The sequence below is a fragment of the Denitrobacterium detoxificans genome, from assembly GCF_001643775.1.
Lineage (GTDB): Bacteria > Actinomycetota > Coriobacteriia > Coriobacteriales > Eggerthellaceae > Denitrobacterium > Denitrobacterium detoxificans.
Map to the genome: position 1 here is coordinate 529,770 of NZ_CP011402.1, position 22,780 is coordinate 552,549.

General features: G+C 60.0%; 16 protein-coding genes and 1 tRNA gene. 13 read left to right on the top strand and 4 right to left on the bottom strand.

Annotated features, from left to right (window positions below; translation table 11 throughout):
* Positions 1-14 precede the first annotated feature (14 nt).
* The 7 genes from AAY81_RS02125 (at position 15) to AAY81_RS02155 (ending at position 5,426) form a co-directional block, all read left to right on the top strand.
* The gene (locus AAY81_RS02125) at positions 15-1,355 is read left to right on the top strand and encodes an MATE family efflux transporter (protein ID WP_240480627.1); all 1,341 of its coding nucleotides are present in this window, start codon (positions 15-17) and stop codon (positions 1,353-1,355) included.
* A gap of 56 nt (positions 1,356-1,411) precedes the next feature.
* Positions 1,412-1,486, top strand: a tRNA-Val gene (locus tag AAY81_RS02130).
* Positions 1,487-1,689: 203 nt separating this feature from the next.
* Positions 1,690-2,178: a CarD family transcriptional regulator gene (locus AAY81_RS02135; protein ID WP_066660794.1), complete on the top strand. Its 489-nt coding sequence runs from the start codon at positions 1,690-1,692 to the stop codon at positions 2,176-2,178.
* Between the two features lie 137 nt (positions 2,179-2,315).
* Positions 2,316-2,780, top strand: a complete 465-nt coding sequence (locus AAY81_RS02140; protein WP_066660798.1) for a universal stress protein — start codon at positions 2,316-2,318, stop codon at positions 2,778-2,780.
* 4 nt (positions 2,781-2,784) lie between these two features.
* On the top strand, positions 2,785-4,188 hold the full coding sequence (locus AAY81_RS02145; protein WP_066660800.1) for an NAD(P)/FAD-dependent oxidoreductase: 1,404 nt from the start codon (positions 2,785-2,787) through the stop codon (positions 4,186-4,188).
* The gene (gene mtnA / locus AAY81_RS02150) at positions 4,181-5,233 is read left to right on the top strand and encodes an S-methyl-5-thioribose-1-phosphate isomerase (protein ID WP_066660802.1); all 1,053 of its coding nucleotides are present in this window, start codon (positions 4,181-4,183) and stop codon (positions 5,231-5,233) included. Before AAY81_RS02145 ends, mtnA begins: the two co-directional genes overlap by 8 nt.
* A gap of 4 nt (positions 5,234-5,237) precedes the next feature.
* Positions 5,238-5,426, top strand: coding sequence for a hypothetical protein (locus AAY81_RS02155; protein WP_066660805.1), 189 nt, complete (start codon positions 5,238-5,240; stop codon positions 5,424-5,426).
* A 21-nt stretch (positions 5,427-5,447) separates the two neighbouring features.
* Here the strand turns inward: AAY81_RS02155 and AAY81_RS02160 are convergent, their stop codons facing one another.
* A complete protein-coding gene (locus tag AAY81_RS02160) occupies positions 5,448-5,912 on the bottom strand; it encodes a metallophosphoesterase family protein (protein ID WP_066660808.1) in 465 nt (154 codons plus the stop codon).
* 126 nt (positions 5,913-6,038) lie between these two features.
* On the opposite strand from AAY81_RS02160, the gene rlmB reads away from it, so the two are divergent.
* Together rlmB and AAY81_RS02170 are read left to right on the top strand one after the other, a co-directional pair.
* On the top strand, positions 6,039-6,785 hold the full coding sequence (rlmB, locus tag AAY81_RS02165) for a 23S rRNA (guanosine(2251)-2'-O)-methyltransferase RlmB (RefSeq protein WP_066660810.1): 747 nt from the start codon (positions 6,039-6,041) through the stop codon (positions 6,783-6,785).
* A 52-nt stretch (positions 6,786-6,837) separates the two neighbouring features.
* Complete coding sequence (locus tag AAY81_RS02170) at positions 6,838-7,377, top strand: NYN domain-containing protein (RefSeq protein WP_066660813.1); 540 nt, start codon at positions 6,838-6,840, stop codon at positions 7,375-7,377.
* Between the two features lie 19 nt (positions 7,378-7,396).
* Here the strand turns inward: AAY81_RS02170 and AAY81_RS02175 are convergent, their stop codons facing one another.
* The 3 genes from AAY81_RS02175 to AAY81_RS02185 are packed head-to-tail and all read right to left on the bottom strand — an operon-like array spanning position 7,397 to position 12,599.
* On the bottom strand, positions 7,397-8,038 hold the full coding sequence (locus tag AAY81_RS02175) for a hypothetical protein (RefSeq protein WP_066660816.1): 642 nt from the start codon (positions 8,036-8,038) through the stop codon (positions 7,397-7,399).
* Positions 8,039-8,058: 20 nt separating this feature from the next.
* Positions 8,059-8,607, bottom strand: coding sequence for a hypothetical protein (locus AAY81_RS02180; RefSeq protein WP_066660818.1), 549 nt, complete (start codon positions 8,605-8,607; stop codon positions 8,059-8,061).
* Entirely contained in the window at positions 8,607-12,599 is a 3,993-nt protein-coding gene (locus AAY81_RS02185) for a SpaA isopeptide-forming pilin-related protein (protein ID WP_066660820.1), read from the bottom strand. The genes AAY81_RS02180 and AAY81_RS02185 overlap by 1 nt, the downstream gene beginning before the upstream one ends.
* 283 nt (positions 12,600-12,882) lie before the next feature.
* On the opposite strand from AAY81_RS02185, the gene rpoB reads away from it, so the two are divergent.
* The 4 genes from rpoB (at position 12,883) to glmM (ending at position 22,647) form a co-directional block, all read left to right on the top strand.
* Positions 12,883-16,413 (top strand): DNA-directed RNA polymerase subunit beta, encoded by a 3,531-nt coding sequence (rpoB, locus tag AAY81_RS02190; protein WP_066660822.1) that lies wholly within the window; start codon positions 12,883-12,885, stop codon positions 16,411-16,413.
* On the top strand, positions 16,414-20,820 hold the full coding sequence (locus tag AAY81_RS02195) for a DNA-directed RNA polymerase subunit beta' (protein WP_066660824.1): 4,407 nt from the start codon (positions 16,414-16,416) through the stop codon (positions 20,818-20,820).
* Between the two features lie 70 nt (positions 20,821-20,890).
* Positions 20,891-21,310 carry a phosphoribosyl-ATP diphosphatase gene (gene hisE / locus AAY81_RS02200; RefSeq protein ID WP_066660825.1) on the top strand — a complete coding sequence of 140 codons (420 nt, stop codon included), beginning with the start codon at positions 20,891-20,893 and terminating at the stop codon, positions 21,308-21,310.
* On the top strand, positions 21,310-22,647 hold the full coding sequence (gene glmM, locus AAY81_RS02205) for a phosphoglucosamine mutase (protein ID WP_066660827.1): 1,338 nt from the start codon (positions 21,310-21,312) through the stop codon (positions 22,645-22,647). Before hisE ends, glmM begins: the two co-directional genes overlap by 1 nt.
* The last annotated feature ends 133 nt before the right edge of the window (positions 22,648-22,780 follow it).

The following is a 22,780-nucleotide window of genomic DNA, read 5'->3' on the forward strand; positions in this document are numbered from 1 at the left end:
TGCTCGATGTGCGCATGCTGAAAACGTATTTTGGCTACGTGGTCCCATCCACGCTTGCCTTCGTGCTCACAGGCGTGTACAGCATCGTTGACGGCTTTTTCGTTGGCCAGATGGCGGGGGACGTGGCCCTTGCAGGCATCAATGTCGCCTGGCCCATCGTTGCGCTCGTGATGGCCCTGGGTACGGGCATTGGCATGGGTGGCGCGGTGGTGTCGTCCATTCGCGCGGGCGAGGGGAATGAAGTGGCATCCCGTCGTGCCATCGGCTGCGCAATCGCCCTTCTCGTTGCGGTAACGCCCGTTGTGATGGCGGTGTTGCTCTTGGGAGGGCAGCCGCTGCTGTGGGTTATTGGCGGCCGCGAAGAGGTTCTGGTGCAGGCGCAAGCCTATCTTTCCGTTATTGCCTGGGGTTCGGTATTCCAGATGGTCGAGGGTGGCTGCGTTCCTCTTGTGCGCAACATGGGGCACGTGAAGTTCGCCATGGTGGCGCAGATGGTGGGCGGCCTCGTGAACGTGCTGGGTGACTGGCTGCTCGTGATGGTCCTGGGCTGGGGCATCGTGGGGGCTGCTGTTGCCACGGTTTCGGCGCAGGCGATCGCCTCCGTCTTCTTCATTGTCTTCTTCCTGCGTGGCGGGCGCTTGTCTCGTGCCGACTTGGGTGTCGACCGCAGCATCGTGGGACGCATGTTCAAGATCGGATTCGCTCCGGCGGCGCTTACACTTCTGCCCGAGGTGACGACCGTTGTCATGAACATCGCCACCGTTACGTATGGCGGCGTTACCGCCCAGGCGTCGTTCGCCATCATGTCGTATACCGTGGTTGCGGTGCAGTGGGTCATCCAGGGCGTGCACGATGGATCGCAGCCCATCATCAGCTTGTGCTATGGGTCGGGCGATGCGCGTAGCGTTCGCCGCCTGCGCCATATCAATTACGTGCTTGCCATCTTGGTTGCGGTGCTTGGCTGGGTAGGGTTGTATATGTCGCGTTGGCAGATTGCCGCGCTCTTTGGCGCGTCGCCCGAAGGCGCTGCCGTCTTCGCCCATGGGGTTACGCTCTTCGCGTTGTGCCTGCCGTTTTACGCAATCGCCCATGTGGTCGTCTCGTTCTTCTATGCCGTGGAACATGCGCGCGGGTCGTTTGCGCTCATCGTGGGTGAAGTGGTCCTCATGGTTGCGTTTCCCATCGTGCTGCCGCTGTTCTGGGGGCTCGACGGGGCATGGATGTCGGCGTTGTTCTGCTACGCAATCCTGGCCGTCATGGCGCTGGGCCTTATGCATGCGGGTCGTGACGCCTTGCGCGAACGTCTGCTCAGGCAAAAGCGTTTACATGATGAAAAAGAAAACGAGGTCGTGTGAATCGTCTAATTCGTCTTGCGTAATCCGATTTGCTATGGGACAATACCTCAGCATTCGGGCGATTGGCGCAGCGGGAGCGCAAATGCCTTACAAGCATTAGGTCGCAGGTTCGAATCCTGCATCGCCCACCACGAATCACGTCCGCACCGGTTTCGGTGCGGGCTTTTTTGTACCCAAAATCACGTTGCGATTGTGTCATGCGGGCGGGTTTTCCACATCATCTGGCATCTGAGGGTAACGGATTTGGACAGTTGATGGGGATTGTTTGGCTCTGTGTGTGGAAAAAGTGGATAGAAAAACACGCGGGGTAAAATGAAAAGCGGAGATGATATAAATGTTAAATTTTGCCCTCAATGACATTGTTTTGTACGGCTCGAATGGCGTTTGCAAGGTGGATGCCATCGAGGAACGCGATATGGGAACCTATTACATCTTGCGTCCCGTTCACAAGTCTCATACCAAGCTCATGGTACCTGCGAACAACGAGCGTTTGCTCAATCGCATTCGCGCTATTCCTTCGGAAGCCGATGCCAAGCAGTCTATCAAGGCTGCCCTCAGCGCAGAGCCCTGTTGGATTTCCGATGCCAATGCGCGCAAGGAACGCGCGAAGGAGATTCTGGAAAGCGGCACCGAATACGAGCTGCTCATGCTTGCGCGTAGCTTCTACCTTCACAAGCAGAAGGTGCTTGAGGCCGGAAAGAAGGCCACGTCGAGCGACAATGGTATTCTGCGTTCTGCGCAAGAGCGCGTGCGCGACGAGTTTTCCGTCGTGTTCGGCATCGAGCCGGAAGAGGTTGACGAGTTCATTTTCGCCGAAGCCTAAATCGCTTGTCCCATAGCTTTGCAGCCCCGCATGCGTCAAGTCGTCGCATGCGGGGCTTTCGTATGCGCGTCTGGGCGTATTACGCCTGCTGGTGTGCTAAAGTGAAGACATCCGATACCCGAGGTTAGGGGGCTGTCATGTACCATTCGATCCTCGTTCCGTTCGATAATTCCGAACATGCGCGCAATGCGTTGAAATCCGCTCTCGAGATTTCGAAGCTGGAAGACGATTCGCGCATTACCGTGCTTTACGTAGTGGATATGCCCGATTTCGGCGACCCCACCTTTGCCATGGCTGTTCAAATGGCGGGTGTAACGAGCCCCTCTGCTGAAACGACGCTGGAAATGCAGCGTGAATTCTACGAGAAGAAGCGCGAGTCGCTCATTGCCACGGTTGCCCCCATTGTGGGCGAAGCCGATAACGTGGTGTATCGTACCGGTTCGGGCAAGCCCCAGGACGTCATTTCGGATATGGCTAATAACGGCTCCTTCGACCTGGTGGTCATGGGTTGCCGTGGCTTGGGCGCGCTGCGCGGTGCGCTGGGCAGCGTAAGCTATGCCGTGCTGCGCTCGGTTGACATTCCCGTTCTCGTGATGAAATAGACTTATGCCGAAACCTGCATACGACATTATTATCGTGGGCGCAGGTCCCGCGGGCATTTTCTGTGCCCTTTCGTTGCTGGAAGCTCGTCCCCAGGCGCGTATCGTCATGGTGGAAAAGGGGCTTCCCATTCAGGAGCGTGCATGCCCGAAGGAGAAGGTTGGACGGTGCGTTGGCTGTCAGCCATGCCGCATTACCACGGGCTTTTCGGGCGCGGGCGCCTTTTCCGACGGCAAGCTTTCGCTTTCGTGCGAGGTGGGTGGCAGCTTGCCACAGCTCATTGGCGAGCAGCGTGCGCAGGATGCCATTTCCGTCGTCGATGGCATGTACCTGTCCTTTGGCGCGGATGAACACGTCGAGGGTCTGGGCGCCACGCATGAGGTCGCTGATATTCGCCGTCGCGCCATTAAGGCGGGCCTGAAGCTCGTCGATTGCCCCATCCGCCATTTGGGAACCGAGCAGGCGCAGCAGCTGTATGGTCGTATCCAGCAGGCGCTGCTCGATGCGGGCGTGGAACTGCGCTTCGAATGCGAATGCACGCGCTTGCTCATCGACGATGGCGTGTGCAAGGGCGTTTGCGTTTCATCCAGCGCGGGCGAGGAAGAGCTTCTCGCTCATAAGACGGTCGTTGCCACGGGCCGCAGGGGAGCCGATTGGCTCGATCGCATCTGCCGCGAATACGGCATTGCGCACGAGCCCGGTCCCGTTGACATTGGCGTGCGCGTGGAGGTACGCAACGAGGTCATGGAAACGGTGAACAACGTGCTCTACGAGAGCAAGCTCATCGGTTATCCGAACCCGTTCCGCAACAAGGTGCGTACGTTCTGCCAGAATCCCGGTGGCTTCGTGAGCCAGGAAAACTACGATGGCGGCCTGGCAGTGGTGAATGGCCATTCCTATAAGGCGCGCAAGTCGCCGAACACGAACTTGGCCATTCTTTGCTCCATGAACTTCCGAGAGCCGTTCGACCGGCCTATCGCGTACGCCCAAAGGGTGGGCGAACTTACCAACATGCTGGGTGCTGGGCACATCTTGGTGCAGCGCTATGGCGACATCCTCGACGGAAAGCGCACGTGGCCCAACGAGCTTGTGCGCGCCAACGTGCGTCCCACCTTGCCCGATGCACAAGCGGGCGATATTACCAGCGCCATGCCGTATCGCGCCATGACCAATATCCTGGGGTTCATGAAGTCGGTCGACGAGGTGGTTCCCGGGTTTGCGGCCGAGGAAACGCTGCTGTATTCCCCGGAGCTGAAGTTCTACAGCAATCGCGTGAAGATGGACGATTCGTTCGTTACGAATGTTGGTGGCCTGCATTGCCTGGGAGATTCCAGCGGCTGGACGCGCGGACTCATGATGGCGAGCGTGATGGGATACCTGATGGGCAAGGAGTTAGGCGAACATGTATAGCAATGTGAATTTCGACTTGGGCGGCAACTGCGTGCGCGTGCTCGATCAGACGCGCCTGCCGAACGAGGAGGTGTATCTGCATCTCTCGACTCCCGAGGAATGCTACGACGCCATCGCGCGGCTGTGCGTTCGCGGGGCTCCTGCGATTGGCATTTTCGCGGCGTTCGCGATTGCCCAGATAGCGCGCAATGAATCGCCTTCCCATGAAGATGATGCCGTCTTCTTCGCGCGCATGCGCCAGGTTTCGGAATACCTGGCGAGCAGCCGCCCCACTGCCGTGAACCTGCGCTGGGCGCTGCGTCGCATGGAAGGCGTCATGGGTGCGTGCGAGGGGCGGGGCCGCGAGGATACGCTTGCTGCGCTGCAGGCCGAGGCGCTTGCCATCCAGGCGGAGGATGCGTCTATTTGCGAACGCATTTCCGAACTGGGCCTTTCGCTCTTGGAAGATGGTTGGGGGCTCATCACGCATTGCAATGCGGGGGCCATCGCAACGAGCGCATATGGTACGGCCTTGGGCCCCATGCTTCTGGGCGCACAGCGCGGCATGCAGTTTCACGTGTACGCCGACGAAACGCGTCCGTTGCTCCAGGGGGCGCGCCTTACCACCTACGAGCTGAGCAAGGCGGGGGTTGATGTCACGCTCATCTGCGACAACATGGCCAGCATCGTCATGTCGCAGGGAAAGGTGCAGGCGTGCCTGGTGGGCTGTGACCGCGTGGCTGCCAACGGCGATACCGCGAATAAGATTGGCACGAGCGGCCTGGCCATCATCGCGCATCATTACGGCGTGCCGTTCTATGTGATGTGCCCTACGAGCACCATCGATATGTCGTGTGCAAGCGGCGGCGACATTCCCATCGAGGAGCGTAACGGCGACGAGATCAAGACGATGTTCTATTCTCGGCCCGTGGCTCCGGCGAGCGTTCCCTGCTATAACCCGGCGTTCGACGTGACCGACCATAGCCTCATTACGGCCATCGTTACCGAAAAGGGCATCTGCCGCGCGCCATACGACCAGAGCTTGGCCGCAATCATGAAGGGGTAACGCCATGAGCAAGCTGCGCTATCTGGTATTCGCATGCGGCATCTGCCTTGCGCTTGCCGTGTTTGCCCTGGGCATTCTGCTCGTAGGGTACCAAGCGTGGGATGCGAAGCACGTCGTTACGCTCATGGTCCTGTTTGTGGCGGCCGTGGTTCTTGGGTTTCTTGCTTACCGCGAGGCGCAGCGTAGGGACTAGCGTTTGCCGTGGCGGCTGCCCCTACCACCATCCATGCGATTCTTCGGGTAGCTCTACGAGCTCAACTTCGAGCAGTTTTCCGTTTGCGATGAGCGCGGTCATGCAGCTGGGCGCGCTGCCTCCGCGCGGTCGCGAGGTGCTTCCCGGGTTCAGGTAGCGTATGTTCCCGATGGTCTGGTCGCGCGGGATATGCGTGTGTCCATGAACGACGACATCGACGTTGTCGGCGGGGATGCCGATATCCTCGGGGCGATGCACGATGAAGAACGTGACGCCGCCGATGGTGGTCGTCACGCTAAAGGGCAGGTCGAGCGACCAGTCGTTGTTGCCGCTCACGGCCGTGATGGGGGCTATGGTCTGCAGTTCCCAAAGAACGCTTTCGCGTTCCACGTCGCCTGCGCAGATGATGCGCTCGCAGCCTCGAAGGGCCTCGTGCAGCGATTCGGGCACGTGTCGGTGCAAATCGCTTACGATTCCTATCTTCATATGCGGCCTTCTTCCCATGCTGTTTTTGCGTCATCGGTCTTTCGCTGTATTGTAGCGTGATACCGTAATATCCTTATTGATTACAGAGCACTCTCATTGCATCGAGCGGAAGGTGGGCACGGCGCCATGGCTGAATACATCGAAGGTAAACGACCGGTCATCGAGGCGTTGCGCACGCGCGTCCCGGTGGAACGCGTCTTGTTGGCCGACAACGCTCAGCGCGATGGCCTGGTGCAGGACATTCTGCGTAAGGCGAAGGCCGCTGGCGTGAAGGTCGATATGGTTCCCCGTGCGCAGCTCGACAAGCGTTCCGAGCGCGGTAGCCACCAGGGCGTTATGGCCCAGGCAAAGCCCTTTCCCTATGCGGGCCTTTCCGATGTGCTGGCACATGCCGAAGGCCAGGCCAAGCGCGGTAACGGGTCGGCCCTGATCGTTCTGCTCGACCATATCACCGATGCGGGCAATTTGGGCGCCATTGCTCGTTCCGCCGAAGTGGTGGGTGCCGCCGGCATCATCATTCCGAACAAGCGATCCGCGCGCGTGACCGCTGCAACCTATAAGAGTTCTGCGGGTGCCATTGCCCATCTGCCCGTTGCCCAGGTGGCCAACGTGAAGCAGGCGCTCGAGCGTTGCAAGGAGAATGGCTTTTGGGTGGCTGGCGCTTCCGAGAAGGCCGATCAGACCATTTGGGATAGCAACATGAAGGGTAAGATCGTGCTCGTCATGGGCAACGAGTCCGAGGGACTTGCGCGCCTCACGCAGGAATGCTGCGACTTCTTTACCGCGTTGCCGCAGGTGGGTAAAACGGCGTCGCTGAACGTCGCCCAGTCGGCCACGGCCATTATGTACGAATGGCTGAGGCAGAATCAGTAGGCGGCATAGGTTTTGGGGCAGTCGCATTTTGTGCGGGCATGCGGAGGTATGAGTGAAGCATCGCAATAAAATTCTCATCGTTGATGGGTACAACATTTTGCGTAGCGGAAGTCGGTATCGCCATCTGCGCGAATCGGAGGACTTCACCTATGAAGTGCTTAATCGCGTGCGCGAGGCCCTTATCAACGATGTGATTGCCTACATGGGGCGCGACTATCGCGAGGCGGTGGTCGTGTTTGACGCTGGCCAGAACAGCGAGTCCGAAGGTCGCGAGGAGCGCGTGGGCGGCGTGCGCGTGATATTCAGCCCTGCAGGCCGAAGCGCCGATTCCGTTATCGAGAAGATTTCTCACGATGCCCGCGAACGCGGCTGGGAGGTCATGGTGGTCACGAGTGATGCCACCATCCAGGATACGGTGTTTGGCCTGGGCGTTGATCGCATGAGCGCTGATGGCTTTAGCCGCGAGGCCGACCTGCTCGACGAGGAAACGCGTCAGGAAGCCGGCCCCGTCGTGTCGCGTAAGAACACCGTTGCGGGCCGCATAAACGCCGACACGCTTCGCAAGCTCGAGCAGCTGCGCGATTCCATGTAGGCTACGGGGCCGCATGCGCCTATTTTCCCTGGGTTGCCATTTCTGCCGTGTAGAAGACGTGCCCTGTAAACGAGCCCGCCGCGTACATGGTGCCTTCCGTGGAGATGGTATCGTTCGACGGCGTACCGCTTAGGCTTCCGTCTTCGTGAACCGCTCCCATGCAATCCGCGGGCGACCATACGGTTTTCTCCTGGTGGGTCGTCTGCTGGATACGGTAGTTTCCTTCCGAATTGATTTCCGGCTGGCATTCCGCGTCTACGCGAATGAGTTTGCCCTCGGGGATGACGCCCCGAACAAGAATCTGGTAGGTATCGCTGGTCTGAATGGCGCCTGCGTTCAGCCCTTCGTGCGAGATGTACGTGGGGATGACAACCTGGTAGGTCCCGTTTTGATGGGTTCCGTTATCGTTGCCGTCCGACGGGTCGAGTCCAGGGTCTTGCCAGGTTCCCTGCGTCGTGTCGTAGGTGACCGTGATCTTTCCGTATTGCGAGTGTGGCCCCTGCTCCCATGCTCCCGTTTCCGAGTTGAAGAATTGCGTTGCGGGGGCCTGTTCGCCGCCTTCGGCGAGTGCGTGGGAAGGCATGAATGCGCCTAGGGAAAGGCATACTGCCAGCGTTCCCGCTCCTGCCATATGGGCGATGCGCTTTGCTCGGTGTTCCATTTTGTTCCTCCTTGGTTGTGCTATTGGGCATGTAGGGTGAATTCGAATGACATGGGGTTGGTTTCGCCGTGCGTGCGTACGTCCAATGCGGTGAACGACAGGCGCGCGGCGTAGGTTCCTTCGGGGATGGTTCGAGAAAGGGTGATCGAGTCTATTTGCTTGCCGGGCGCTATGAAGCAGCCCCAATCGACGACGTTTCCCGCTTCGTCTCGCACGATGGGATTGAAGACGCATTCGCCGTCTTCGAAGCTTCCGCTTCCGTCAAGGTCGACGTGGATATGGGGTGCCATGTCCACGGCGTTTCCTGCGGGGTTTGCCAAGGTAACGTGCTGCGTGGTGGCGTTTGCCTGCCATGTTGTCTGGTCTTCGCTAGGCGACTGGAAGATCGTTGAGCTTCCAATGGCGGCATGTGTTTGCGCGGATGCGGCTTTTCCTTCTGCTTGCTCGGCAAAGGGCGCGGGTGCGTTGGCGGGCGAGGGATCTATGGCGATGGTCCCCGCCCAAAGAAGGAGCGCGATGCCCAGGCAGATGCACCCGATGGTGCGTATTCGTTTCGCCGTGTTGTTCATTATTTCCTCCGTAGGCGCGTTTGCTTCGGCTTGGGGTCTCTTCGCGCGGCGCGTTGGGCGGCACGTGCCACGGCAAGCGTCATGATCATGCATGCGACGATGGCGCATACCGCTCCTGCCGCATTGTCATGCGTAGGTGGGGAAGCGTGGGCTGGCTTTGGGAGTTCCCTTGGAATGGGCGCTTCGGGTGGTTTTGGCTCGTTTTCCACGTTGAGCGTGACCTCGCTTGCTAATTCGCTGGCCCCTTCCATGCAAATGAATCCCTGGTCGTTTACGGTGAAGCACGTTCCCTGCGCGGCATCCTCGCTTATGAGCCAACCGGGTGGGGCTTTCGTTTCCCGTATGCAATACGAGCCATGCCCCAGGTGTTCGATGTAGGCCACGCCGTTAGCATCTGTTTCCAGTTGCATTGGCTCCGTGGTTGCGTCCTCGCTTGCAATCGAGAATGTTGCTCCTGCAAGTGGCTTGTCCGTTTCCGAGCAGGTTTTCAGGATGCGCAATGAGGTGGGTTCGTCGGTGGTTGCTGCGGGGGCGACCGTTGTGGTTTCGTGCTGGCCCTCATTCGTGAGCTCTACGGGGTGCTCCTCGGGGTCGAGTGCGTATCCGTTCGGGGCTTTGGTTTCGTAGAACCGATATGACCCCAGGTAGAGTTCGTCTGAATGTGCGGTACCGTCTTCGCCGCATGTAAGCTGGGCCACTATATCGCCTTCATGAGCGCGTATGGTGCCGTCGGGCGTTGCTATGTCGCTTGCGGCGCATATGTTGTATTGCGCCCCGGCGATGCCCGTACCCGTTACGTCGTCGCTCTTCGAAAGGGCAATCGTCCCCTTTGCCGGTTGGTTCGCAATGGTGATTACCAGGGGGTTGTCCCAGGTGCGCGACGTGCTGTCCACGGTGAAGGGCACGGGGTCGGGGTCGAGGATGTAGCCTGCGGGCGCCTGTATTTCCTTCAGCGTATACGTGCCGTCGTGGAGCATCATGGGCAGCGTTGCCTCTCCAGAGTCATTTGTGGTCCACGTGTCCATGGTGGTTGGTTCGGGGTAATGCGCTTCGTAGGTAACGAGGCATCCACTCTGGTCGTAGAGCTGAAACGAACAGGGTAGGGGAATGGGCTTGCCTGTTTCGCCGTCGATCTTCACCACCTTCAAGGGCGATTGGGGCACGGTGTCGGTGACGAGTGCGGGCGCGTCGTATTGCCTGTTGGCGCCTATCGTGATGCGCCAGTCGGGCACGGTGGCGATGGTTGCCCCTGCGTGCGCTTCGCCGAATGCGCGCTGTACTTCGCTGGGAATGACTTCGTGAATGCGGTACGTTCCGTACGCGAGTGCCCCAGCCCAGCTTGCTGGCGTGGCCCAGCCGTTGGCGGCTTCATTGCGCGTGGATGCCAGGCCGTTTGCATCGACGGTGATGGTGCAGACGGCATCGCCTTTTTTCACCAGGGCATTGCCGGGCTCTGGTGAGGCAACGTCGTGGCCGTTCTCGTTGATGATTTGGAATTGAACTCCTGTCGCCAGCTCGTCGATGCCCGCTTCGGATGCGACCTTTTTCACGAGCCTGAAATCGCCCCGTTGCACGCTGTCGGGTTGGTCGAATGGGGCGTAGCATGCGATATCGGTCGATGTTGCATTCGTGTTGTCGCTGGTGATGCGCACGACGTGAAGTGGTGTGGCATGTCCCGCGCCATCGTCGAGTGCGTACCCCGCAGGAGCCTGCACCTCTTGGATGGTTATGGTGCCCAGGGGCACGATGGGTTGCTTCTTGGCGTTGCGATAAAGCGCGTCGCCTTGCTTCAGGTATGAGTCGCTGAAATGAACTTCTCCTCGTTCGTCGGTTTCGAACGTCCAGGATCGGATGGCGGTGGATGGAAGATTTCCCTGGTCGTAGTAGCCATCGTAATAGCGCACGGTGAAACGTGCCCCCGCCAAGGAGCCTGCGCCTTGCGGATGGCTGCCCGTTTGGGGGTCCGTTTTGCGCAGAAGCAGGTCGATGGGGTTTCCCAATGGTTCGTCGGTAATCACGCCTCCTGTTCCCGCTACGCGTGTGGTGGTGTTGGGCGTAACGGTTACGCGAAACTCCCTTCCGCTCAGTGCGTATCCCCTGGGCGCCTTCGTTTCCCGTACGGTGTACGTGCCGCAGAGCAGATCGCCCGAACGTGCGTATCCCCGTTCGTCGGTAACGAGCGTCGTGGCATGATTGCCCGAGGCGTCCCGCACTTCGAATTCGGCTCCTTGTAGGGAATAGCATGCATTCCCGCCGGTAATTGATGCGTTCGACGATTCCTTTTGCAGCTCTATCCTGCCGCGTGGTGCGATGCGCACCTTGTATAGGCCGGCGCCTGCCTGGTAGCGCCCACCACCAAGCGAGCTTCCTCCGTCGGGGCCCTTGAAGCCGGGCGTAACGAGTCCGATGATGATGTAGTCCTTCTCGACGGCCATGAGCCGCAGGCGTATGGGCGTGTCGTCGTTGTAGTTGTTCCCCGCGATGACGTCGCCCGTAGAGACTGCTCCGCGAAAGGGAGAGGATGCGTGGCAACACAGTAGTGTGACCAGGGGGTAGATGTACGAGTTGGTTTCGCCGTTCCAATACAGGGACCGATTTCGCTCGCGTAGTTGCGTGCCTATGCTGTAGGCCCAGGCGGGAACGGTGGCGTCGTTGTTTCCCTTCCAGCCGCGTACGGGCAGTGACGTGCAGAAGCTCATGTACTTCCAGCCTGTGGATTCGCCGATGACGCCGTCTTTCCCGAAGGCGTACCCGCTGTAGAGCGCAGCGTCCACGTCGTCGAGCGTGCGGCCGTCCTTGATGGTGTCGTAGAACTCGTCGTCTTCGTTGCCGCCTGCGGCCTTGATACGATAGCCGTATTGCGTGATCCACTTCGCCGCTTCGTGCTCTGCTGCGCTCAGGTCGCCTTGTTCGTCTATGCGAGTGTAGTTTGTCTGCCCCGTGTAATCCCATCTGTCGCCGGCATGGTACGTGCGTGCATCGAAATCGGCGAGCTCTACGTTGGGGATGGATTGCCAGGCGCCCGATACGCCCTTGCCGTCACCCTCGGCGCCCCACGCCTTGCCCGTATCGTTGCCAATGGTTACGTCGAGCGAGGCGATGGAAAGGGGGCTGCCCGCTACGTGGAGCGTGCCCGTATCGGGGTCGTATGAATAATTGCTCCGCGGCAGGGGAGTGGGTGCATCGTTTACGCGTATAGCCAGGTTGTCCGCGGTGATGGCATGCGCTTCGTCATGGGGCATAAGGGGTATGTCGATCTGCGTATCCACGATGGGCGTTGCCACGGTGGCTTCGGCGAATGTCGCCGTAACATCTGCTTCGTTACGCACGCGAACGTCGACGTGACCCCGCGTGAGCCCTTCGGTGGGGTCGTGCGCTACCACGAGTTGCACCTGCGTTTGCCCCTCGGCGTCTATGACGTGCTTGGGTACGTAGGCAATGCCCGTTGCGAAATCGAAGGAAGCGTCGTCTATAGTGCGCCCCGTGTCGTCGGCGTGCGCGCATACGGCATCTACGATGGTGTCGCCTCCGCAGAGAGCCTGCGGTGACGCATAACATATATAGTAGTGAGAACTTGGGGCGGTTTGGTAGATGGGCATACGGTATACCTGTTGTGCAAGCACGTAATCGAGGAGGGCGTCATCGCCGCGGTCGAACGCATCGTCGAGCGTGAATCCGTCCCAGAGGGCGCCCTTGTCTACCAGCGTGTATTTCACGAGCGCGTATGCCCCGGTTTCAACCAGTTCGTCGGCTGTTCCGGCTAGCAGGCTTTGCAGTGGGTGTTCGTCGGCTTCGGTAAGGGGGCGGCTTTCGAGCCGCGCATGCTCTTGCAGGAAGGTGCCAATGGGTTCGTGCGCTGCGCGTGACGTTTCGTTTGCGTATGCCTGGGAGCGCGCGAGGGGCGGAATGCTTGTGGGCAGGCAGAGCGTCACGGCAAGTAGGGCCGCCATGCAGGGGTAGATTCGCTTGCGCATGGTTTGGGGCGCGCGCATGCACCCTCCTTTCGCGAGTAACGTTGCCTGCGAAAGATGGTGGGGAAACGCACGTGCATTTCGTGATGAGAAAGGTCGCGCAAAAGTCGCGGTATCGTGGCGCGATCCATGCGCTATAATCGCGGTCGAGCTTACGGCGCCTATTTATTGACTAAGCTCCTTCTTTCCAGAATAATTCCATAGCTTAAAAAAATATTTCTTGACTCTTGACAGCGGGGCAAGTATTCTATTTCGTTGCAACTTTTTGCAAAAAGACGGATTTTCTTTAAGGAGGAAAAGCCCCGTGGCGAAAGCAGAAACAACCGCTCCCACCAGCCTTTATAGGAGCCGCAGAAGCTTCGCGAAGATTCCGTCCGTTATGGACGTGCCCAACCTCATCGCCATTCAGACGGAAAGTTTTGATTGGTTCACGAAAGAGGGCCTCGACGAAGCATTCAAGGACATTTGCCCCATCGAGAGCAACACCAAGGACATGCGCGTCGAAATTGGCGGGCATAGCTTTGGCGAGCCGAAGTACTCGGTCGACGAGTGCAAGCGCAAGGATGTGAGCTACCAGGCTCCTCTGTTCGCCGAAGTTCGCTTCACGAATCTCGAAACTGGCGAAATCAAGGAACAGGACGTGTTCATGGGCGACTTCCCGCTCATGACCCCGCGCGGTACGTTCATCATCAACGGCACCGAGCGCGTCGTCGTTTCCCAGCTGGTTCGTAGCCCTGGCGTGTACTTTGGCGCCGAGCGCGACAAGACCAGCAACAAGACCGTGTACAACGCGAAGATCATTCCTTCCCGTGGTGCATGGCTGGAATTCGAAACCGACAAGCGCGACATCCTGTCCGTGCGCATCGACCGCAAGCGCAAGCAGCCCGCTACGCTGCTCGTTCGCGCTCTTGGCCTGGCCGAGACGCACGAGGAAATCGTCGAGCTGCTTGGCGATTCCGAAATGGTGCTCCGCACGCTCGACCGCGACCCCGCCACCACGCGCGACGAGTCGCTCATCGAGCTGTACAAGCGCTTCCGTCCGGGCGAGCCGCCCACAATCGATTCCGCCCGTACGCTGCTCGACGGTCTGTTCTTCAACCAGCAGCGCTACAACCTCGCACGCGTTGGTCGTTACAAGATCAACAAGAAGCTGGGCTTTGATTCCGAAAACGATTCCTCCACGCTTACCAAGGAAGATATCCTCGCGTCCATGCGCTACATCGTGGCGCTGCACGACGGTGAAGAAGGCTATGTCACCGACGATATCGACCACTTTGGCAACCGCCGCATCCGCACGGTTGGCGAGCTGATTCAGAACCAGTTCCGCATCGGTCTTTCCCGTATGGAGCGCGTCGTCCGCGAGCGCATGAGCATGCAGGAGCCCGATGACATCACGCCGCAGAGCCTGATCAACATCCGTCCTATCGTGGCGGCCATCAAGGAGTTCTTCGGCTCTTCGCAGCTGTCTCAGTTCATGGACCAGTCCAACCCCGCAGCAGGCATTACGCACAAGCGTCGTCTGTCCGCTCTGGGTCCTGGCGGTCTGTCCCGCGAACGCGCTGGCTTCGAAGTTCGCGACGTTCACAACTCTCACTATGGTCGTATGTGCCCCATCGAGACGCCTGAAGGCCCGAACATCGGTCTTATCGGTTCTCTGGCTACCTACGGTCGCGTGAACTCCTACGGCTTCATTGAGTCGCCGTATCGCCGCGTCGAAAACGGCAAGGTTACCGACGACGTCGAGTACCTCACCGCCGACGAAGAGGAAAAGCACACCATTGCCCAGGCCAACGAGCCGTTCGACCCCGAAACGCGCGTCTTTGGCCACAAGGTCGACGGCAAGTTCGTTCCCGCAACCCGTATTCTCGCCCGTACGCGCAATTCGCGTGGTGAGTTCGGTGACCCGAGCGAAGTGCCCGTCGATATGGTCGACTACATGGACGTATCTCCGCGTCAGATGGTATCTGTCGCTACGTCGCTCATTCCCTTCCTGGAACATGACGACTGCAACCGCGCCCTCATGGGTTCGAACATGCAGCGTCAGGCAGTGCCCCTGCTCAACCCGCATGCTCCGCTGGTTGGTACGGGCATCGAGCACCGCATCGCGGTTGACTCCGGCGAAATTCTGGTAGCCCAGAACCCCGGCATCGTCGACTACGTCGACGGCGAGGTCATCAACGTGCTCACCGACGACGGCGAGTACGATGAGTACCTGGTTCCCAAGTTCCAGCGCTCCAACCAGGGCTACTGCATGAACCACAAGCCCATCGTCCGTAAGGGCGACCGCGTCCAGGCCGGCGACGTCCTGGCCGACGGCCCCAGCTGCGATACGGCTGAGCTGGCCCTGGGTCAGAACCTCATGATCGCCTACATGCCCTGGGAAGGTTACAACTACGAGGACGCTATCATCATTTCCGAGCGCGTCGTCGCAGAAGACCTGCTCACGAGCATCAACATTAGCGAGTACGAAGTCGACGCCCGCGACACCAAGCTTGGGCCCGAGGAAATTACCCGCGAAATCCCGAACATCAGCGAGGATATGACGAGCGACCTCGACGCCGACGGCATCATCCGCATTGGCGCCGAAGTTCACCCCGGCGACGTCCTGGTGGGCAAGGTTACCCCGAAGGGCGAGACCGAGCTCACGGCCGAAGAGCGCCTGCTGCGCGCCATCTTCGGCGAGAAGGCTCGCGAGGTTCGCGACACGTCCCTGAAGGTGCCCCACGGCTCCGGTGGCCGCGTCATCGACATCCAGCGCTTCAGCGCCGAGAACGGCGATGAGCTGGCTCCCGGCGTCAACGAGCAGGTTCGCGTGTTCGTTGCCCAGAAGCGTAAGGTTCAGCAGGGCGACAAGCTGTCCGGTCGTCATGGTAACAAGGGTGTTATCTCCAACGTTCTTCCCGTGGAAGACATGCCCTACCTGGCTGACGGCACGCCCATCGACGTCATGCTCAATCCCCTGGGCGTACCTTCCCGTATGAACGTTGGTCAGCTGCTCGAATGCCACCTTGGCTGGGCTGCCAAGTGGGGTTGGTCCGACGAAGAGAATTCCGACGATGCCGTCGACCATTCCATCTTCGTGTCCACGCCTGTCTTCGACGGCGCAACCGAGGAAGAGATTGCCGACGTCATCCAGAAGGCGAACCGCAACCTCATCAACATCCATCGCAAGAAGTACGGCGACATGGCGCGCGAGGAATTCGTTCCCCAGCTGAACTCGTTCGGCAAGACCACGCTGTACGACGGTCGTACTGGCGAGCCCTTCCGCGAGCCCATCACCGTCGGCTTCCCGTACATCCTGAAACTCGGCCACATGGTCGACGACAAGATCCACGCCCGCTCGACTGGCCCTTACAGCCTGATCACGCAGCAGCCTCTGGGTGGTAAAGCCCAGTTCGGTGGCCAGCGTTTCGGCGAGATGGAAGTGTGGGCCCTGTACGCATACGGTGCTTCCAACGTGCTGCAGGAAATCCTCACCATCAAGTCCGACGACACGATCGGCCGCGTGAAGAGCTACGAGAGCATCGTGAAGGGCGAAAACCTTCCCGCCGCGGAAGTGCCCGAGTCCTTCAAGGTTCTCGTCAAGGAAATGCGTTCGCTGTGCCTGAACGTCGAGCTCGAAGGCGAGCAGGGCGTTATCGACGTCGCCGAGACGCACGAGCCCGAGGACGACGACTCCAAGGTGCTCGCCGGCATGGTGGCGGATGCCAAGAAGACTGAAAGCGAAGAGGATGGCGCGCTCGATGCAATCGCAGCCGACCTTGCCGAACTGCTTTCCGATGATCTGAAAGACGGTAATGATTTCGATATCACCAGTGAAGGGGAGGAGCGCTAAATGACTGAGTACGATGTGAACAACTTCGACGCACTGCGTATCTCCCTGGCTAGCGCGAAGGACATTCGCGTATGGTCCCACGGCGAAGTGAAGAAGCCGGAAACCATCAACTACCGTACCCTGAAGCCCGAAAAGGACGGCCTGTTCTGCGAGCGCATCTTTGGTCCCACGAAGGACTGGGAGTGCGCCTGCGGTAAGTACAAGCGCATCCGCTTCAAGGGCATCGTGTGCGAGCGCTGCGGCGTTGAAGTCACCCGCAGCAAGGTTCGCCGCGAGCGCATGGGCCACATCGAGCTCGCTGCTCCCGTGAGCCATATCTGGTACTTCAAGGGCAGCCCCAGCCGCCTGGGCTACCTGCTCGATATTCCTCCGAAAGACCTGGAGAAGGTGCTCTACTTTGCGAGCGCCATCGTAACCAGCGTCGACAAGGAAGCACGCGAGGCCGACGAAGCCGACCTGCGCGACGAGCTTGAAGCCGATCTTGACGAGCTGGATGCCGAGCGCGATCGCCTGGTAGAGGCCACCCGTCGCCTCTCCACCGACTACGTGCCCGAAGAAGACGACATCATCGACGACATCGATGACGACGAGCGCATGACCCCCGAGGAAATCGAGGACGAGCTCGCCGACATCTATGAGGAGTTCAACGAGCGCAAGGCTCTGCGTTCGGAAGCCTTCGAGGCCTTCATGAAGATCGAGCCCAAGCAGCTCGTTCCCGACGAGGCTCTGTATCGCGAGATGCGCCTGAACTACAGCGATTACTTCAAGGGCGGCATGGGCGCCGAAGCCGTGCGCGACCTGCTCGATGGCATGGATCTGGAATCCGTGGCCGAAGAGCTCGCTGAAGTCATTGCCACGGGCAAGGGGCAGAAGCGCGCCAAGGCCGTGAAGCGCCTGAAGGTCGTTGACGCCTTCCTGAAGAGCGACAACAACCCCAGCGACATGATCCTCGACGTTATCCCCGTCATTCCGCCCGATCTGCGCCCCATGGTGCAGCTCGACGGTGGCCGCTTCGCTACGAGCGACCTGAATGACCTGTATCGTCGCGTCATCAACCGTAACAACCGCCTGAAGCGTCTGCTCGACCTCGGTGCCCCCGAGATCATCGTGAACAACGAGAAGCGCATGCTCCAGGAAGCCGTCGACAGCCTGTTCGACAACGGCCGTCGTGGTCGCCCCGTCACGGGCCCCGGCAACCGTCCGCTGAAGAGTCTCTCCGACATGCTGAAGGGCAAGCAGGGCCGCTTCCGCCAGAACCTGCTGGGTAAGCGCGTCGACTACTCTGGCCGTTCCGTTATCGTCGTTGGCCCTGAGCTGAAGCTGCATCAGTGCGGCCTGCCCAGCCAGATGGCTCTGGAGCTCTTCAAGCCCTTCGTAATGAAGCGCCTGGTCGAGCTTGAGTACGCTGCCAATATCAAGGCTGCAAAGCGTGCTGTCGATCGTCATGCCAGCTACGTGTGGGACGTGCTCGAAGAGGTCATCACCGAGCATCCCGTGCTGCTGAACCGCGCACCTACCCTGCATCGTCTGGGCATCCAGGCGTTCGAGCCGGTGCTGGTGAACGGCAAGGCCATCAAGCTGCATCCGCTCGTATGTACGGCATTCAATGCCGACTTCGACGGTGACCAGATGGCTGTGCATGTGCCCCTGTCCTCTGCCGCCCAGGCCGAGGCCCGCGTGCTCATGCTTTCCGCCAACAACATCAAGTCGCCTGCTCATGGTCGTCCGCTGACGATTCCCACGCAGGACATGATTATCGGCCTGTACTACCTCACGGCCGCCCGCGACAACTTCCCCGGCGAGGGTCGCATCTTCGCAAGCTTTGCCGACGCCCGTCATGCATACGATGCGCATGCCGACGTCGACCTGCAGGCCAAGATCGTCGTGCGTCTCGACCGCGACACCGAAGTTGCCGAGAAGTTTGGCGAGCCCGTGCTGCGCAAGGCAGGCGAGCGCATCCAGACCACCATCGGCCGCATCACGATCAACGCCGTGCTGCCCGACGACTATCCGTTCCTCAACTACGAGCTGAACAAGTCCGAGGTTAGCCGCCTGATCGAGGACTGCTGCCGTCGCTACACCACCAGCGAGATGGAGCCCATCCTGGACGGTCTGAAGGCCAACGGCTTCCACTACGCTACGCGCGCTGGTCTTACCGTTTCGGTTTACGACGCCACGGTGCCGCCCAACAAGGGCGAGATCCTGGCCAAGGCCGACGAGGAAGTCGCTCGCATCGACGAAGACTACGAGATGGGCCTGGTAAGCGACGAAGAGCGTCACAAGCAGGTCGTCGATATCTGGACCGATGCCAATGAGGCCGTCGGCGATGCCATGGCGAAGAACTTCGACCACTTCAACCCCATCTACATGATGGCGTTCTCTGGTGCTCGTGGTAACATCAAGCAGATTCGTCAGCTGGCTGGTATGCGTGGCCTTATGTCCGACCCGAAGGGCGAGATTATCGACCAGCCCATTAAGTCGAACTTCCGCGAGGGCCTGTCCGTATTGGAATACTTCGTTTCCTCGCACGGTGCCCGTAAGGGTCTGGCCGACACCGCACTGCGTACGGCTGACTCTGGTTACCTCACCCGTCGTCTGGTCGACGTTGCCCAGGACGTTATTGTTCGCGAAATCGACTGCGGCACGCACGAGGGCGTTCCCTATCCGCTGCATAATGCGAAGGGCGAACTCGACGAGAACCTCATCGGTCGCTGCCTGGCCGTTGCTGCCGTAAATGAAAACGGCGAAGTCATCATGGAGGCCGACGAATACATCAACGGCATGGAGGACATGAAGAACCTCGTTGCCTCCGGTGTGAACGAAGTCACCATCCGCACCATCATGACCTGCCATGCCGAGCATGGCGTGTGCCAGAAGTGCTACGGTTGGGACCTCGCAACGGGTCGCCCCGTCAACATCGGCACGGCCGTTGGTATTATCGCCGCTCAGTCCATTGGCGAGCCTGGTACGCAGCTTACGATGCGTACGTTCCACTCCGGTGGCGTTGCTGGTGACGACATCACGCACGGTCTTCCCCGTGTTACGGAGCTTTTCGAAGCCCGTAAGCCCAAGGGCCAGGCTGTGCTCGCCGAAATTGCCGGCACCATGCAGGTTCGTGGCGACAAGCAGACGAAGACGATCACCATTCACGACCAGGATGGCAACATCCGCGAGTACGTGGTATCCGCTCGCGCCCAGCTCATGCCGGGCCTGAACGACGGTGACGAAGTCGTGGTTGGCCAGCAGCTCACCCGCGGTTCCGTGAACCCGCACGACCTGCTCCGCCTCACCGACCCGAACACCACGCTGCGCTACATCGTGTCTCAGGTCCAGGACGTATACGTGTCCCAGGGCGTAGACATCAACGACAAGCACATCGAGGTTATCGCACGTCAGATGCTGCGTAAGGTTGCCGTGCTCGACGCTGGCGATTCCGACTACCTGCCGGGCCGCCAGGTCAACCGCTACGAGTTCGAGGGCGTTGCCAACAAGCTCGTACTGGAAGGCAAGGAGCCTCCTACGGGTCAGCCGCTGCTGTTGGGCATCACGAAGGCCTCGCTGGCCACCGATTCGTGGATGTCGGCCGCATCGTTCCAGGAGACCACCAAGGTTCTTACCGACGCTGCCATCGAAGGCAAGACGGACAACCTGGTTGGCCTGAAGGAGAACGTCATCATCGGCAAGCCCATCCCGGCTGGTACGGGTCTGAAGCGCTATCGCAACGTGGGCCTTACCTACAAGGGTCGCCCGGTTCACATGGGTGGCACCGACACGCTGCCCGAGTACGCTCCCGACGAGCTGCGTACCACCGAGGAACTGCTCCCGCAGCCTCAGGATTGGTCGCTCGACGGCGACAGCTACCTGAACATGGGTGGTAGCTACTCCAGCTACTTCAACAGCCTGGGTGCTAGCCGCACCAAGCAGCTGTCCGACGAGGAAGCGCGCCTGTACATCTACGACGATCTGGGCGTGTCGCAGCGTTGGGCCAACAAGTTCAGCGAAGCGGGCATCGAGACGGTTGCCGACCTGGTTGGCTACACCGAAGACGACCTCATGCGCATCGAGGGTATTGGCGCCAAGGCCATCGAAGAGCTGAAGACGGGCCTGGAAGCCCACAACCTGCTGCGCGTCATCGAAGACGACCTGGTTGCCTCCAGCGACGACATGAGCCAGCTGCTCGACATGGTGTTCTCGCCCGACGACACCATCCTCATCGGCGGCGATCAGCCTGCCACCTTCAACACCGAAGGCGAGGATATGCTGGGCGAGGCTCTGCCTCCGCGCTCTTACCAGCGCAACCTGGAAGAGCTCGACGCTCTGCTGGGCGGCATCGGCGATCTGAACCTGCACATGGGCGAGTCCGAAGAATCGGATGACGCTCAGGATGCGCAGGACGACGCGGAATAACCGCTCATAACATGCGTGAGATGGGGCGCAGTTCATCTGCGCCCCATTGCTATGCGATGAAGGAGAACTCATGTCTTCCAAAACGTTCGTACCCGAAGGCGAGGTAGCACCCGCCAGCCAGATTGGCGCCACCATCGAGGCGCTTGCGGCTACCATTGCTGCCAGGCGTAATGCGGGTGAGGAAAGCTATACGCATGGTCTTCTTACCGGAAAAGACGATGACGTCTTGAAGAAGGTCATGGAAGAATCGGGCGAAGTGGCGCTTGCCGCCAAGGATGTCGCTCGTGCCAGCCAGGAACAACGCGACGCCGAGGTCGACCATCTGCGCTATGAAGCCGCTGATGTCGTGTATCATCTTCTCGTCGTTTTGGAGCGTTACGGAATCGATCTGGATGAGTTCGCGGCTGAACTCAATATGCGCATGCGCGAAGACGAGCGCCCTGCGGGTGCCGTGCGCCTTCAGCCCGAACATGTGAAGCGAGGGAAATAGTGGCTAAGCTCTTTGGCACAGATGGCGCACGTGGTGTCGCCAATACTGAATTGACCTGCGAAATCGCTTTTAAGCTGGGGCAGGCTGCCGTTGCGTACCTGGGTACGTCCATCGTCATGGGACGCGATACGCGCCTTTCGGGCGACATGCTCTCCGCTGCGCTGGCTGCCGGCATCACGAGCGCGGGTGGTACGGTGCTCGACGCGGGCATCATTCCCACGCCTGCCGTGGCCTTCCTGGTTCGCGAACTGCATGCCAATGGTGGCGTCGTCATTTCCGCATCGCATAATCCGCCCGAGTACAACGGCATCAAGTTCTTCGACGCCCAGGGCTTCAAGCTGCCCGTGGCGCTGGAGGCCCAGTTCGAGCAATACGTCGCGGAAGGTGGCTTGGACGTTTCCCAGCGCGCCGCGGGCGACGCCGTGGGCGTGGTCCTTCCCGTGGAAGACGCTGCCGAGCTGTACATTCAGCATGCCGTGAAGGCTATGGAGCGTCAGGGCGTTCGCTTCGACTCGTGGAAAATCGCGCTCGACTGCGCTCATGGCGCGTCCTCCGTTTCCTCCGCCGAGGCGCTGCGCCGTCTGGGTGCCCAGGTCACGGTAATCAACGACGATTTCTGCGGAACTGACATCAACGTGGAATGCGGTTCTACGCACCTTGCTCCGCTCAAGCAGCTCGTTGCCGAAATTGGCGCCGACATCGGCATTGCCCACGACGGAGATGCCGACCGCGTGCTGTTCGTGGATGCCCAGGGCAACGAGATCGATGGCGACATGGTGGAAGCCGCCTGCGCCATCGACTTAGCCAATCGTGGCAAGCTTGCGGGCAATACCGCGGTATCCACCGTCATGTGCAACCTGGGCTTCGTGCACGCCATGCGCGATGCGGGTATTCAGGTGCTGCAGACCGCGGTGGGCGATAGGCATGTGCTGGAAGCCATGCGCGAGGGTGGCTTCGTCATTGGTGGCGAACAGAGTGGCCATACCATCTTCCTGGAGCATAACTCCACGGGCGACGGCCTTATGACGGCCTGCCAGTTCGTTGCCGTCTGCGAGCGCAATGGCAAGACGGCTGCCGAAGCCGCTTCCGTCATGCGTCGCTTCCCCCAGGAGCTTGTGAACGTGCGTGTTGCCGACAAGGAGGCTCTTGCGGGCAACGCTGCGATTGCGGCAGCCATTGCTTCTGCCGAAGAAGAGCTGGGCGATGCGGGCCGCGTGCTCGTCCGTCCGTCGGGTACCGAGCCCCTTATTCGCGTTATGGTGGAGGCTGCCGAAGACGCCGAGGCGGCACGCCATGCCAAGGCCATCGCTGTGGTTGTCGAAAGCGAGCTTGCGTAACGCAAGGAAAAACGTATCTTTAGGCGCTCCGTTGCCCGTGTGGCAGCGGAGCGTTTCTTTATGCGAGCGGTATCATGTATGGTTGACGCGTTGGGGTTCCGTATTGCTCGCGTGTCAATTGGCGCCGAATTAC